The 14641-nt window shown below is 60.7% G+C and carries 13 protein-coding genes; 4 read left to right on the forward strand and 9 right to left on the reverse strand.

The window, feature by feature from the left end:
• Positions 1-227: 227 nt before the first annotated feature.
• From ABYA88_RS09325 to ABYA88_RS09350, 6 genes are read right to left on the reverse strand one after another with little or no spacing between them, the layout of a single operon-like run.
• Positions 228-2204 carry an acetyl-CoA carboxylase biotin carboxylase subunit gene (locus tag ABYA88_RS09325; RefSeq protein ID WP_373186857.1) on the reverse strand — a complete coding sequence of 659 codons (1977 nt, stop codon included), beginning with the start codon at positions 2202-2204 and terminating at the stop codon, positions 228-230.
• A 44-nt stretch (positions 2205-2248) separates the two neighbouring features.
• Complete coding sequence (locus ABYA88_RS09330; RefSeq protein ID WP_373186858.1) at positions 2249-3043, reverse strand: enoyl-CoA hydratase/isomerase family protein; 795 nt, start codon at positions 3041-3043, stop codon at positions 2249-2251.
• Between the two features lie 3 nt (positions 3044-3046).
• A complete protein-coding gene (gene atuD / locus ABYA88_RS09335) occupies positions 3047-4207 on the reverse strand; it encodes a citronellyl-CoA dehydrogenase (RefSeq protein WP_373186859.1) in 1161 nt (386 codons plus the stop codon).
• 14 nt (positions 4208-4221) lie between these two features.
• Positions 4222-5838 (reverse strand): geranyl-CoA carboxylase subunit beta, encoded by a 1617-nt coding sequence (gene atuC / locus ABYA88_RS09340; RefSeq protein ID WP_373186860.1) that lies wholly within the window; start codon positions 5836-5838, stop codon positions 4222-4224.
• Between the two features lie 2 nt (positions 5839-5840).
• Positions 5841-6710 (reverse strand): SDR family oxidoreductase, encoded by an 870-nt coding sequence (locus tag ABYA88_RS09345; protein ID WP_373186861.1) that lies wholly within the window; start codon positions 6708-6710, stop codon positions 5841-5843.
• Positions 6707-8542 carry an acyclic terpene utilization AtuA family protein gene (locus tag ABYA88_RS09350; protein ID WP_373186862.1) on the reverse strand — a complete coding sequence of 612 codons (1836 nt, stop codon included), beginning with the start codon at positions 8540-8542 and terminating at the stop codon, positions 6707-6709. The genes ABYA88_RS09345 and ABYA88_RS09350 overlap by 4 nt, the downstream gene beginning before the upstream one ends.
• Before the next feature lie 137 nt (positions 8543-8679).
• Between ABYA88_RS09350 and ABYA88_RS09355 the strand changes: the two genes are divergently transcribed.
• The 3 genes from ABYA88_RS09355 to ABYA88_RS09365 all read left to right on the forward strand — a co-directional run bounded on the left by ABYA88_RS09355 (position 8680) and on the right by ABYA88_RS09365 (position 10983).
• On the forward strand, positions 8680-9309 hold the full coding sequence (locus ABYA88_RS09355; protein WP_373186863.1) for a TetR/AcrR family transcriptional regulator: 630 nt from the start codon (positions 8680-8682) through the stop codon (positions 9307-9309).
• Positions 9310-9372: 63 nt separating this feature from the next.
• The gene (locus ABYA88_RS09360; RefSeq protein ID WP_373186865.1) at positions 9373-10158 is read left to right on the forward strand and encodes a substrate-binding periplasmic protein; all 786 of its coding nucleotides are present in this window, start codon (positions 9373-9375) and stop codon (positions 10156-10158) included.
• Positions 10159-10311: 153 nt separating this feature from the next.
• The gene (locus ABYA88_RS09365; RefSeq protein WP_373186866.1) at positions 10312-10983 is read left to right on the forward strand and encodes an ATP-dependent zinc protease; all 672 of its coding nucleotides are present in this window, start codon (positions 10312-10314) and stop codon (positions 10981-10983) included.
• Between the two features lie 26 nt (positions 10984-11009).
• Here the strand turns inward: ABYA88_RS09365 and ABYA88_RS09370 are convergent, their stop codons facing one another.
• On the reverse strand, positions 11010-11540 hold the full coding sequence (locus ABYA88_RS09370) for a DUF2058 domain-containing protein (RefSeq protein WP_373186868.1): 531 nt from the start codon (positions 11538-11540) through the stop codon (positions 11010-11012).
• A gap of 48 nt (positions 11541-11588) precedes the next feature.
• Entirely contained in the window at positions 11589-11765 is a 177-nt protein-coding gene (locus ABYA88_RS09375; protein WP_373186869.1) for a DUF2897 family protein, read from the reverse strand.
• 50 nt (positions 11766-11815) lie between these two features.
• Here ABYA88_RS09375 and ABYA88_RS09380 point away from each other — a divergent pair, with 50 nt between their 5' ends.
• The gene (locus ABYA88_RS09380) at positions 11816-13090 is read left to right on the forward strand and encodes a D-serine ammonia-lyase (RefSeq protein ID WP_373186884.1); all 1275 of its coding nucleotides are present in this window, start codon (positions 11816-11818) and stop codon (positions 13088-13090) included.
• Here ABYA88_RS09380 and ABYA88_RS09385 read toward each other — a convergent pair.
• Positions 13087-14634, reverse strand: a complete 1548-nt coding sequence (locus ABYA88_RS09385) for a murein L,D-transpeptidase (protein WP_373186870.1) — start codon at positions 14632-14634, stop codon at positions 13087-13089. The two genes, ABYA88_RS09380 and ABYA88_RS09385, sit on opposite strands and share 4 nt — an antisense overlap.
• Positions 14635-14641 lie beyond the last annotated feature (7 nt).

A 14641-nucleotide genomic window follows, 5' to 3' on the forward strand; every position in this document is an offset into this window, starting at 1 on the left:
CCTCTCCCCGGAACCGTGGCCACACAGAGTGATCAAGCAATCTGGGCTGGCTGGACATATCTTGTTGTTATATCGACCGTCGAACAAAAAACCTGAGCGTTAATTTGTTGGCGGTAATGATGTCAATTTGACGTTATTTGGTTCGCGTTTCAAGTGCTGGGACAGGCAAATAGGCAAAGCGTATCAGCACGTATTGCTGAAACGTCGGACCGCAGCCGCTGGCCGGTTCAGCTCAACTCGATCAGCAGCTGCCGGCCTTTGACCTGCTGGCCTTCGCTAGCCAGCAGCTGGCTTATTGTCCCGTCCATCGGGGCTCTGAGCGAATGCTCCATTTTCATCGCCTCCATGCGCAGCAATACCTGCCCCTTGCTTACGGTGCTGCCCACTGCTGCGGTGATCTCTGTCACAGCCCCGTCCATGGGCGCGAGTACCTGATGGGAGCTGCCGGCTTCGGCTGCAGCCGGTGGCTGGTTGGATATGTCTTCCAGTTGCAGATTGCCCCGTTGGCCATAGAGCGCGATGCGTGCGCCGTCGACCAGACAGGTGCGCTGTTGGCGGATGCCGTCGAGCTCCAGAGTGACCTGCGGCCCGTGCTGCCCGAGTAGTCGTATGCGCAGACTTGCCCCAGCGGTATCCACTCGCAAGCTACCGGTTTCTTCGCCGCGCAGGGCTGTGACTTCAACGCGGTGCATGTCGCTCTCATGGGCCAGCAAATAGCGGCTGGAAATGGCGGCGGTGTTGCTCCAGCCGTGCAGCTGCGAAAGATGGCTGCAGCGTTGGGCCGAAGCCTGGTAGAGCAGCGCAGCGGCTACGACCAGATCCTCTGCGGCCAACGGTTGTGGACCCAGGCTGGGGTCTGTGGCGAACTCCTCGGCGATGAAGGCGGTGCTGGTATTGCCCGCGGCAAATGCAGGATGTTCCAGTAGGTTGAGCAGAAACCGCTGGTTGGCATTCACGCCAAGCAGCACTGACTGCTCCAGCGCCTTGACCAGGCGGCTGCGCGCCAGCTCGCGGGTGGCGCCGTGGGCGATGATCTTGGCCAGCATGGGATCATAGTAGGGCGTCACCAGTTGGTCCTCGCACACACCATGGTCGATGCGTACGCCTTCGATGTGCGCCGGCTGCCAGAGGTCGATGCGCCCGGTCTGGGGCATGAAATCCCGGGTGGGGTCCTCGGCGTAAAGGCGCGCCTCGATCGCGTGGCCCTGCATGCCGATCTGTTCCTGGCGCAGGGGTAAAGGCAGTCCGCAGGCCACATCAAGCTGCCAGGCGACGAGATCCAGGCCGGTGACCATCTCGGTGACCGGATGCTCGACCTGCAGCCGGGTGTTCATTTCCAGGAAGTAGAAATTGCCATCAGCGTCGAGCATGAATTCGACCGTGCCGGCACCGCTGTAATCGACGCTGGCGGCGGCTTTTACCGCGGCCTGACCCATGGCGGCGCGCAGCTCGGGTGTCATTACCGGGCAGGGTGCCTCCTCGATGACCTTCTGATGGCGACGCTGTACCGAACAATCGCGCTCGCCCAGATGCACCAGGTTGCCGTGATTATCACCGAATATCTGAATCTCGACGTGCCGTGGCCGGATCAGTGCTTTTTCCAGAATCAGCTCCGCGCTGCCAAAGGCGCTTTGCGCCTCGGACCGGGCGCTGCGCAGCTGATCAGGCAGCTCGGCCGCCTGGTGCACCAGACGCATGCCACGCCCGCCACCGCCGGCACTGGCCTTGATCATCAACGGAAAACCGATCATTTCAGCTTGCTGTACCAGAGTGTCGTCGTCCTGGGCGCTGTCCTGGTATCCGGGGATGCAGGGCACGCCGGCTTCGAGCATGGCCAGCTTGGACAGACGCTTGCTGCCCATCAGGCGAATCGCATCGGCGGAGGGGCCAACAAAGATAATGCCTGCTGCGTCGCAGGCTTCGGCAAAGTCGGCGTTCTCCGACAAAAAACCGTAACCGGGGTGAATGGCGTCGGCGCCGCTGCGACGCGCGGCGTCCAGGATGGCGGTAATGTCGAGGTAGGATTGGCTTGCCGGGGCCGAACCGATGCACACGGCCTGGTCGGCCTGTTGCACGTGCCGGCTGTTGGCGTCCGCCGTCGAATACACAGCCACTGTGCGGTAGCCCAGAGCGGCGGCTGTGCGCATGATACGGCAGGCGATCTCGCCACGATTGGCGATCAGCAGTGTTTTGAAACCGGCCATGGCGATGGTCCTTGAATGAAGTGAAAGCAGGCGGGTATAGCTGGCTAAGGTGCCCAGCCGGGCTTGCGTTTCTGTATGAAGGCCAGAGTGCCCTCGGCGGCCTCCTTGCCGGTGACTGCCTCTGCGAAAGATTCGGCGGCCTGGTCGAGCAAGCTGCTCAGGGGCTGTTCACTGCTTGCGAGCAGTAGTGCCTTGGTATGCATATTGGCACCCGGGGCGCAGCGCAGGACCTCGGCGATGCTCCTGGCGAGTTGCTGCTCCAGCGCCGCTCCGTCGGCTTCGCAGTAATGCACCAGCCCCAGGCGCAGTGCTTCGACGCCGTCGAAGCGTGCCGCAGTCAGGGCTAGGCGACGGGCGTGGGTCAGGCCAATGCGGCGAACCACAAAGGGTGCGATCTGCGCCGGTATCACGCCGAGGCTGGTCTCGGGCAGGCCGAATCGGCAGTTTTCCAGACAGATGGCGATATCCGAGATGGAGGCCAGACCCAACCCGCCACCCAGAACCGCGCCTTCGAGGACCGTAATCAGTACCTGCGGCTGCGCCGCTGCGTCTTCGAGCAGGCGGCCGAAGCTGCGATTGATCCGGGCCTGGCCTTCCTTGTTCTCGCGGCGAGCGGCAGCCATGTCTCTAATGTCGCCGCCGGAGCAGAAATGGCCGCCCGCGCCACGCAGCACGATCGCGCGCAGGGTCCGATCCTTGGCGGCTGCGGCGAGCAGCGCGTGCAGCTCATCCAGCATCGCCAGGTTCATCGCGTTGCGGCTCTCCGGCCGGTTCAGCATGATATGCAACACGTTGTCCTGACGCTCCAGCAGCAGGGTAGTCGAGTCTGGCAGTTTCATCGCTCAGTCCTTGCGCTTGCCGGGCAGGGTGCCCATGAGTTTGCAGATAATGCCGAGCATGATCTCGTCGGCGCCACCGCCAATCGAAACCAGCCGCACATCGCGATAGGCGCGCGCCACCGGGTTGTCCCACATGTAACCCATGCCGCCCCAGTATTGCAGGCAGGCGTCGGTTACCTCGCGGCCCAGGCGACCGGCCTTGAGCTTGGCCATAGAGGCCAACTTGGTCACGTCCTTGCCTGATACGTATAGCTCGGTAGCGTTGTAGACCAGGGCGCGCAGGCATTCGATTTCGGTCTGCAGCTCGGCCAGGCGAAAGTGGATGACCTGGTTGTTGATCAGCGGCTGGCCGAATGTCTGCCTTTCGCGGCAGTATTCAATGGTGTTGTTCACACAGGATTCCAGGCCCTTGAGGATGTTGGCGGCGCCGAACAGTCGCTCCTCCTGAAACTGCACCATCTGCATCATGAAGCCCGCGCCTTCCTGGCCGAGCAGATAGCGTTGGGGCACGCGCACATCGTCGAAGAACACCTGGGCGGTCTCCGAGCTGCGCATGCCGAGCTTGTCCAGATGCGTGCTCAGGGTGATGCCGGGGGTGTTCATCGGCACCATGATCAACGACTTGTTGCTATGCGGCTTGCCCTCGGAGGTATTGGCCAGCAGGCAGATGAAATCGGCCGAGGGTGAGTTGGTGATCCACATCTTGCTGCCGTTGATCACGTAGTCGTCGCCGTCCTTGCGCGCGGTGGTCTTGATGCTGGCGACATCCGAGCCGCCGCCGACTTCCGATACCCCTATGCAGCCGACCATCTCGCCGCTGATCGCCGGGCGCAGGAACTGCTCGCGCAGTTCGTCGGAGCCGAAGCGCGCCAGGGCAGGGGTGCACATGTCGGTCTGTACCCCGATGGCCATCGGAATCCCGCCGCAGTTGATGGTGCCGAACTCCTCTGCGGCGACCACTGAAAAGCTGTAATCCAGGCCCATGCCGCCAAAGGCTTCGGGTTTGGAGATGCCCAGCAGACCCAGGTCGCCGGCCTTGCGGAAGATGTCGTGCATCGGAAAGTGGCCGGCTTCTTCCCATTCATCCACGTGCGGGTTGATTTCGCGGTCAATGAACTGACGGATGGTGCGGCGCAGCGCTTCGTGTTCCTGGGTCAGTAACATGGGGGTTTCTCCGGTTACAGGCGGGCTACGCCAAAAGTGTTGGAATTGAGCGGCCGCAGTTCGGCCTCGGCGCAGATATCCAGTAGCAGACCGAACAGGCGACGGGTGTCGCGCGGGTCGATCAGGCCGTCATCCCAGAGACTGGCAGTGCCATAGAGAGCGGTGGACTGGCTATCGAGCTTCTGTGCGGTGGCCTTTTCGAGCATGTCGAGCATCTTCGGGTCAGCAGTCTTGCCGTCACGGGCATGTTTGTCTTCGGTGACGATGCGCAGGACCTTGCCGGCCTGGGCGCCGCCCATCACCGCAGTGCGGCTGTTGGGCCAGGCGAAGATGAAACGCGGATCCAGTCCGCGGCCACACATTGCATAGTTGCCGGCGCCATAGGAGCCTCCGACCACCAGCGTGAGCTTGGGCACGCGGGCGTTGGCTACCGCCTGGATCATCTTCGAGCCGTGCTTGATCACCCCTTGTTGCTCTGCCTCGGTACCGACCATGAAGCCGGTGGTGTTGTGCATAAACAGCAAGGGGATATTGGCCTGGTCGCAGGCCTGGATGAATTGTGCGGCCTTGGTGGCTCCCTGGGGCGTTATAGGCCCGTTGTTGCCGATCAGGCCGCAGCGCCGACCAAAGATACTCAGATGCCCGCAGACGGTTTGCTGGTCGAATTCGTTCTTGTAGTCGAGGAATCGCGAGCCGTCGGCGATCCGGGCGATGATCTCGCGTACGTCATAGGGTGTTTTCGGATCGGCCGGCACGACGCCAAGCAACTCATCGACCGGGTACAGGGGTTCATCCCATGACATTTCGCGTCGAGCGGGGAGCCGCTCGTTCCATGGCAGACTGCTGATGATCTCGCGGGCCAGCCGCACGCCATCGGCGTCGTCCTCAGCCAGGTATTCTGCGGTGCCGGCAGTCTGCGCGTGCATCTCGGCGCCGCCCAGTTCTTCTTCGGTGGCTATCTCGCCAGTGGCAGCCTTGAGCAGGGGCGGGCCGGCGAGGAACATCTTCGCCTTGCCGCGCACCACCACTACATAGTCCGAAAGCCCTGGCTGATAGGCTCCGCCGGCGGTGCTTGAGCCATGCACTACGGTGACCTGAGGAATACCCGCGGCCGAGAGGCGAGCCTGGTTGGCAAATGTCCGCGCGCCTTCGACGAAGATGTCGGCAGCATAGGCCAGGTTGGCGCCCCCGCTCTCGGCCAGGGTGATTACCGGTAATTTGTTTTCTGCGGCGATCTGCTGCAGGCGCAGGGATTTTTTCAGGCCGCTGGGAGAGATGGTGCCACCCTTGATCGCACTGTTGTTGGCGATCACCAGGCAGCGCACGCCGCTGACATAACCGATCCCGGCAATCAGGCCGCCGCCAGCCAGGCTGCCGTCCTTGTCGTCGTGCAGCTTGTAACCGGCCAGCGGGCAGAGTTCTATTAAAGGTGCGCCGGCATCCAGCAGCAGACCCAGACGTTCGCGGGGCAGCAACTGGCCGCGCTTTTCAAATTTGCCCTTGGCTTCGGACGCCTTGTCCAGTACACCTTTCTCCACCGACCGGAAACTGTCGATCGCCGCCAGCATTGCCTCGCGGTTGGCTCTGAAGTCGGCATCATTAGCGCTCAGCGTGGATTCGATCACGGCCATGGTCAGTCCTTCGCCTTGAGAATGTCGGGCGTTACCGCGCGGTGAAAACCTTCAAATGCTGCGTTGTTTTTCGCCGGCGGCAATGGCCAAGCGCCGCTGCCCAGGCTGGCGCCGCCATCAATGCGTAAACTGGCACCGTTGATGAAAGCAGCAGCAGGAGAAAGCAGGAATACGATCGCCGCCGATACCTCGGCCTCACTGCCCAGCCGTTTCAGCGGCACGCTGTCCTTCAGCTTCGGGATGATGGCTTTCATTGCGCCGTCATAGGTATCCATGCCGCTGGAGGCTATCCAGCCGGGGGCGACGGCATTCACGGTCACGCCGGCATGCGCCCACTCGAACGCGGCGGTCTTGGTAAAGTTGTCCATGCCGGCACGGGCCGCGCCGGAGTGGCCCATGCCGGGCATGCCGCCCCACATGTCTGCGAGCATGTTGACGATGCGCCCACCGGTGCGGCTCATGCTCTGGGTGAATACCTCGCGGGCGACCAGAAAGCCACCAACCAGATTGGTGCGTACTACGGTTTCGAAGCCTTTCTGATTTATCGCTGCCAATGGGGATGGATATTGACCACCGGCGTTGTTGACCAGCCCATGAATCGGTCCGCACTCGCTGATCACCGCAGCGACCGTGTCGCGCACCTTGTCCTCGTCGCGGATGTCACATACCTGCCAGAGTGCCTGACCACCGTCGGCGATGATCTCCGCAGCTGTTTCCTGCAGTTTCTCCATCTTGCGCCCGACCAGTACTACCCGAGCGCCCAGGGCCGCAAGCTCGTGGGCTGTGCAGCGTCCGATCCCGCTACCGCCGCCGGTGACAACGATGGTCTGGCCAGTGAACAGATCCGCTTTGAAGATGCTCTGGTAGGTCATTGATACGTATCCGTTTTATCAAGAAGCGAAGAGGGTATCGCGATCGGCATCTGCAGCAGCTGCTGGGCAAAAGCCTTGCCCTGGGGGTCGATGCGCAGGCTGGCCACGCCGCCGCCGCCGAGACTGTTTTCCAGCAGGAAATTCAGGCTGTGACTGCCGGGCAGGTACCAGCGGGTCACCTTTCCCTGCTCCGGAGCCAATACATGCGCCATCCACTCGGCTACGGCCGCCTCGCTGAGGCTGGCGGCGATCCAGGACAGAAATGCCGGGTCGCGGGCCATTACGCCGATATTGCTGTGGTTGCCCTTGTCGCCGGAGCGGGCGACCGCCAGGCGGATCAGCGGTACCTGAGTATCCGGCTCGCCGATTGGCGCCGGCATTGCTGCCTCTTTCTGGCTGATCTCCTGTGGGTGGGAGCCACGGCCTCGTCGCGAAAGCGTGCCTGAATCGGGCAGGGCCACTGGTAGCAAGCGGTCGTCCATGTTTACCGCAAGCTCGCACCGGCTCTTATCAATCAGAAAAGAGAACAGGCGGATCATTGGATACACCGTCGGTCGGCCGCCGACGATGCCGGTCAGCCCTGGTGCCATGCCTGTCGCGGCTTGCGCTATCTCGCGGGAGAACAGCACCAGCGCCTCCTTGCGGGGATGGCTCACGGCAATCTTGATCACTACTTCGCGGGTGTCTGCACGCTTGCCATGCGGGCCGTAGGTTGCCTCGCTACCAAGCAGTTCCACGCAGGTATCGCGGTAGTCTTCCCAGCCACGCTGACGGAATATCTCCTGTGTTCTGGCGAGAATGGCCTGGCTGACCCGCTCTGCCTTGGCTACTGCGTCAATGCCGGCCATCAGGCAGCTGGCGGTGCACTTGAATCCGTCGGGCCAGGTCGCGCTGACCTTGTACTGGTCGCCGGGCGGCAGGCCGCGGGCCCCACGCACAGTGACCCGGTCAGGGGACTGTTGCTGCAAGGTCACCTGCGAAAAGTCGCAGATCACGTCCGGCAACAGGTAGGCGTATGGATCGCCGATTTCATAGAGCATCTGCTCGCCCACGGTCTGCGGCGTGACCAGCCCGCCGGTGCCTGCGGTCTTGGTGATGACGATGGTACCGCCGGCATCTATCTCGGCGATCGGAAAGCCGATGTGTTCATAGTCGGGAACCTTCTGCCAGTCGGTAAAATTGCCGCCGGTGCACTGGGCGCCGCACTCGATCAGATGGCCGGCGAGGGCGGCCTGGGCCAGCAGATCGTATTCATCCCAGGCCCAGCCGAATTCGTGCACAAGGGGTGCGCTGACCAGCGCGCTATCGACGATCCGCCCGGTAATCACGATATCGGCGCCCTGGGCCAGGGCTTCGACAATGCCCGGCGCACCCAGATAGGCGTTGGCCGAAACGCACATGGGCGGTAACGGCATACCGCTGTACATATCGGTTATGTCGCCTTTCGCCAGCGCCGGGAGCTGTGGGCGCAGGTCGTCGCCCTGCAGGACGGCAATCTTCAGCTGCACGCCGGCGCGTTGGCAGGCGGCTTGCAGCGCGGTGGCGCAGGCCTGGGGATTGATGCCCCCAGCGTTGCTGATCACCTTGATACCCTGGTTGGCAAGCGCGGGCAGCAGCGGGACGAGCACCTCAACGAAGTCCGGTGCGAATCCGGCATCGGGTTTTTTCATCTGGGCGCCGGCCATGATCGACATGGTGATTTCGGCCAGATAGTCGAACACCAGGTAGTCGAGCTTGCTTTCGCCCGCGACACTATTCACGAGCTGGGCCGCGGCGGTGCCGGTGTCGCCCCAGAAGGCGCTGGCGCAGCCAATACGGATGGTTTTATTCATATGCCTCTCCGTGTACGATCTGGCCACCATACCAAGCAAGCGCTTGGTTTGAAAAGCGCCGGGCGATAGGCTCTGATGTCCACGCTGACGTTTGGCGTAAATGCCCTGTTTCATTCCATCAAAGCGGAAGGACCGGTATGTCACTACAGCAGTTTGCGCCCGGCACGGAAGTCCGGGCGCTGATCGATTCAGGACTGGTCTCCGACCCGGCCACCCCGCGGGGCAAATTGTTGCAGGCAGCGGCCCATCTGTTCAGTACGCGTGGTTTTGACCGCACTACGGTGAGAGATCTGGCCGCCCGCGTGGGTATTCAATCGGGGAGCCTGTTCCATCATTTCAAGAGCAAGGACGACATTCTGCGTGCGGTGATGGAAGAGACTATTCATTACAATCTGGCGCAGATGCGCGCTGCCCTGAACGGACTGGATGATCCGCGGCAGCGGTTGCGCGCGCTGATTCGCTGTGAGCTGCAGGCAATCAACGGCGTGAGCGGGGAAGCCATGTCGGTGCTGGTGTATGAATGGCGCTCGCTCTCGAAAGAAGGTCAGCAACTGATTCTGGGCCTGCGGGAGGTATATGAGTCGCTCTGGCTGGAGGTTCTGCAGCAGGCGTGGGATGCGGGTCTGGTCAGGGTTCAACCATTTATCCTGCGCCGGTTAATGACGGGTGCGCTGTCGTGGACGATAACCTGGTACAAGCCGCATGGCAGCCTGACACTCGACGAATTGGCCGATCTGACACTAAAAATGTTAACGGCGGCAGAGTAGCCATAACAAATACAAGGTAGAATCCCGGCACCGGCCATTGGCCAGCAGGCGAAAAACAATAATATGCGGCCAGCTTTCCGTGCGCTCTTTCTACCTTTGCTGCTAACCGTCCTGTTTGCCGGGAGCGCGTCAGCAGCCGAGCCCCAGTCAGTCAGTGTCGGCGGCTACGTTTTTCCGCCATTCGTCGAGTATGGGCCAGAGTCGGGCTGGACCGGTCTGACGATAGATCTCATCGCGGCGCTTAACGCATCGCAGGAGCAGTACGATTTCGAGTTTTTTCCCACTTCAGCCACTCGCCGATACCATGACTTCGTCAACGGACGGTTTGATATGCTGTTTTTCGAAAGCCCTCACTGGGGCTGGAAGAACCAGTTGATCGTCAGTCTGCCCGGTCCGCGGGTCGGCGGGGAAGTGTTCATTGCTGCGGCCCAGCCGGGGCGCGGGCAGGACTACTTCGTCAGTCTGCATGGCAAACGTATTGCCCTGTTCAGCGGCTATCACTACGCTTTTGCCGGTTACAATTCAAACAAAAACTATTTGCGTCAGACGCATAACGCGATCATTACCTTCTCGCATGAAAGCAGTATGCAGATGGTGTTACGTAACCGGGTGGACCTGGCGGTTATTCCCCAGGGTTTTCTCCAGCGCTACCTGGACGGGCAGCCAGAGTATCGATCACAATTGCTGATTTCTGCCAAGCCAGACCAGTATTATCGGCATATTCTGATCAAGCGCGAATCCAGCGAGCCGCGATTGAGTGAACTGGCCAGTTTGCTCAAGCGCCTGGACGAGGAGGGCACAATGCAAGAGTTGCTCGCGCGCCACGGTCTGCTAATTTTCGAAGAATAATAGCGCTGCGATACATGCACTTGCCACTTGTCACTTGTCACTTGGCATCCAGTGCAGTTCAGCTAGAATACCTCCGCGCGCGTTCGCCACTAGATCTGCCACAGCGTCATATCTGCTTGCTCCCCTTTTTTTGCGTTTTTCAAAGGATTCCCAATGCTGTCAGTTTTAAAAAAATCCTGTTTTGCTGCTTTGCTGGTCGTCAGCCTTCCGTTCTCTGGCCATGTGCTCGGTGGCGGATCATCCGATGACCATTACAAGTCCACGTTCACCAAAGTGAACTCGAAGGTGGTTGTAGGCTGGATTGAGAAGGGGCGGATTCTGCCTGAGCACACTGCGGTGAAGATCAAAGTTGATTCCGGCGCACTGACGTCCTCTATGCACGCGGTCAACATCGACTTTTTCGAGCGCAAGGGCAAATCCTGGGTGCGCTATGACGTGCCGGTGAGAGACGCGGATACTGGTAAGCGGGTGAATCTGGAGTTCGAACGGCCGGTTTACCGCCGCATACTGGTACGCGGGGCCGGGGGCGAAGACCGTCGTCCGGTGGTAAAGATGAGCATCTGCATTGGCAAGCAGATCTACGAGGAGCAGTTCTCGCTGCGTGACCGTGGCGATATGACCTACCCGGTCCTGATCGGCCGTCGGACCATCGAGCATATCGGTCTGATCGATGTGTCGCGCACCTTCATGGTCAAGCTCGACTGTCCGGAGACTGCCGAAAGGGATGAGCGGGACAAGCAGAAGCGCATGCGCAATGATGAAAGTTTGGTCGATGAAAGCGAGGTCGACGAGCCGGAGCAGGTCGAGGAAGAGCACGAAGAGTGAGCTTCCTCAGCTGGCACCTGATGTGACTACCACATCAGGTCGTCGGGCACCTGGAAAGCCGCGTAGGGATCATCTTCAGCGGGGGTCTGGGCTTCGACCCTGGCAATATGTACCGGCCACTGGGGCGCGCGTTCGCTGACTTTTCCGGCAATATCCACCGGTATCAGTTCGAATGTGCCCGACAGGCGCACGACACCGAGCTGGCCCCGGCTGAGTTTGCCGAACTGTTCTTCGGTTACGTAGATCTTCTTGATCTTGTTCTTGTTGGCGAACTGATAGGGCGTTTCGCCGCCGGTACGATCCAGTTTGTTCTGCTCAATCAGCTGGCGGGCCTGCGCCTCGCCTTCCTTGCGTGCACTCTCTTCCTTGCGTTGCTGATTCAGTTGACGGTCGCGCTCGGCTTTGTCTGCACGGGCCTTCTCCACTGCTGCAGCCGTGTCGTGAATCTTCTCCGGCTCGGTTCTGGCTGACTTCTTCTTGGCCCGCTGGGCCTGCTTGAGCTTCTTCTCGTCGACCAGCCCGGATTTGAGCAACTGGGCTTGCAATGAATTGACCATGCTTTGGACTACCTGTAACGGGCTGTAAATGTCCGGGATATTTTAGACTTATTCGCGGTTTTTTTCCTGTCTTTCCTGTTCTTCCAGCTCGGCCTGACGGGCCTTGATCAGCCGCATTTTTTCCTTGCTGATGGGCATCTTGTAAGCAGTTATGTAGACTTTATACAGTGCGCCGAGAATGGTCATTACCGCTAACGCTATGAAAATCCAGCCTATAGTGGGCATGGGCAGGGTCCTTCAGGGAGGGTGGACGTTGTGTCCATCATGGGCAACACATCAACACAAGGCAAGCTATGCTGGCAACTGATCTGGTCTCCAATCTGCAATCTATGCTCCCCCTGCTGTGGCTCAATCCGGGTGACCGTACGCTGGACGATCCCTTCGCGCCCGAGCTGGTGGATCAGGCTGAGTACCGACTGAGACAGGCAGGTCCATTACTGGCGCAGGTGATACCCGAGCTTGCCGGTACCGACGGCTTGATCGAGTCGCCATTGCTGGATGCCGCACCCCTGCGTGATGTGTTGGGTGGTCAATCGCGTTGGCTGTTCAAGGCGGACAATCGCTTGCCTCTGGCCGGCTCGGTGAAGGCCCGGGGTGGGGTGCATGAGGTGCTGGAATTCGCCCAGGTTACGGCATTGGTCCACGGCTGGAGCGGTGACGATTTCAGCGATCTGGCTTCCCCCCGCTGGCGCGAGCTATTCGCCGACCACCGGCTGGTGGTCGGCAGTACCGGTAACCTGGCGATCAGCATCGGTCTGATGTCGCGCGCGCTGGGGTTCCAGGCGCAGGTGCATATGTCCCGGGATGCCAGCGAGTGGAAGAAGCGTCTGCTGCGTGAAAAGGGCGTGGAGGTGATCGAACATGCGGGTGATTATGCAGCTGCGGTAACTGCCGGTCGCGCCAGTGCCGGCGATGATCCCAGGGCGCACTTTGTTGATGATGAACAGTCGCTGTCGCTGTTCTGCGGCTACGCGGTCGCCGCCCGGCGGCTCGCTCTCCAGCTGGATGAACTGGGTGTCGAGGTCTCGGGCGAGCAGCCGCTGATGGTGTATCTACCCTGTGGGGTAGGCGGCGCTCCGGGGGGGATCACTTACGGTCTCAAGCAGGTATTCGGTGACGCCGTACACTGCTGGTTTGCCGAACCTCTGGCATCGCCGAGCGTATTGGTGCAGATGGCGGCGGGTGGTCAGGAGAAGGTCTCTGTCTATGATCTCGGGCTCGACAACAAGACCTTTGCCGATGGTCTGGCGGTGGCTCAGGCGTCGATGATTGCGACCACCTGCATGCAGGACCGCCTGGCCGGGGTCTTTACCGTCGGCGATGCGGCCCTGACCTATTACCTCAGAACGGCCTGGGAGACGCTCGGTGAAAAGATCGAGCCCTCGGCAGCAGCCTGCTTTGCCGGCCCGGGTTGGGTCACCGGCTCGGAGGCAGGAGAGCGGTGGTGCAGGGAAAAGCGGATTGACCCGGGCATGGCCACGCATCTGCTCTGGAGTACCGGAGGTAAGCTGGTTCCCGAGGATCAGTTCCAGCAGTGGCTCGACAGCTAGAGTGCGTCAGGTGCGCTCTGCATATCGGCAAAAGCTTTCAACAAGGCCGGATCCTTGCGATAGGGATCCTGCGCCAGAATCAGCCTGCCTTGATCGTCGGCTTCGGCAGTCCAGTAGCTCAAGATGATCTGAGGTCCATCCGCGACTGCTACCTGGTGAGTATTGTTGCTGCTGCGCAGGCTTTCGACGCGCTTCTGTTTGGCGGTGTCCATGCGGCTGAAAAGCATATCGGCAAGTTCATCGGCACCCTCCACCCTTACGCAGCCAGAGCTGATGTTGCGCTGAGCGCGAGAGAAGAGGTGCCTGTCCGGCGTGTCGTGAAGGTAGACCGCAAACGGATTGGCAAAACGGAAAACGACCTGGCCTAAAGGGTTGTCGGGACCGGGCGGCTGCCGGATCATCAAACCCGGTGGGTCATTCCAGTTGATGGTTTCCGGATCAAGGCGGTTGCCCTGATAGTCGATCACCACCAGATTCTTGCGCTTGAGGTAAGCCAGATCCTTGCGGATTTCGGGGAACATGTCCTCTTTGCGGATCGTGGGCGGCACGGTCCAGTCGGGATTCAGCGTAATACGGTCCAGTTGCGACACCAGCAAGGGCGTCTCGCGGGCCGCGCGGCCAGTGATGATCTTTGTCTGCCAGACAATCTCGTCGTTCTGGTAATGGCGAAGCTGATTCAGCGCATTGTTGACCAGCAGAGCGTCGTTCAACAACAGGGCGCTGATCCAGCGGAGTCTCTCCAGATTGATGCGCGCAATTTGCAGCCGCTCCTCGAGAGGCATGTTCAGCGCTGCCAACGTATTCGGGCCAAGCACGCCGTCGGCTTTCAAACCGTGATTTTCCTGGAAGCGTTCGAGGGCATCAGCAAGAGTCGGATTCAGGGTGGTGGCCGGTTCTGGTTCTGATTCAGGATTCAGCAATAGTGCCGTTTCTTCGGCGCTGGTTTCCTCTTTCTGTTGTGCTTCGCTCAGGTAATCCTCCCCTGTCAGGCGCGCTGCCAACAGTGATACCCGAGGGTCAGCCTCCCCAGGCCTGACCAGGTCTCCAGGGGGGATGATCTGATACTCCGGCGGCTCGTCACGCAACTGGATGTAGGCTGCGCGCAGATCCTGGTAGAGCCCGAGATCAGGCCGTGCCTGCTCGAAGGCGGCATTCAGATTGCGCAGGCCTTTGCGGGCCCATTCGTCGACCGGCGGAGGCGCCGGCGTGGCGTCTTCGTGCCGCCAAATCGGTTCATGTGCCTGCTGGTCAAGTCTGCCGCTGCCCAGATGTTCCAGAGCCAGCAGATATTCGCTGCTTGTGCGCAATTCCGCGCAGATATCAGGCGACTCCGAGACCTGCTGGCTGAACGAATAGTCAGCGGGGCTAAGGCCATCATCGGCAAGGGCTGCAAGTTCGTTGCGCAGCGCCTCGAGTCGCTGCTGTTCGTTCCATAGTGGAGCGAATTCGTTTGCCTTGTAGAGGGCATACAGGGCGGTTTCGATGTCGATCGTCCGCAGTTGCGCGAGTTGTGGGCAAGTCTCGGCCAGACCAGGTGTTTGCACACGCTCA

Origin of the sequence: Halopseudomonas sp. (assembly GCF_041579695.1) — a bacterium.
Lineage (GTDB): Bacteria > Pseudomonadota > Gammaproteobacteria > Pseudomonadales > Pseudomonadaceae > Halopseudomonas.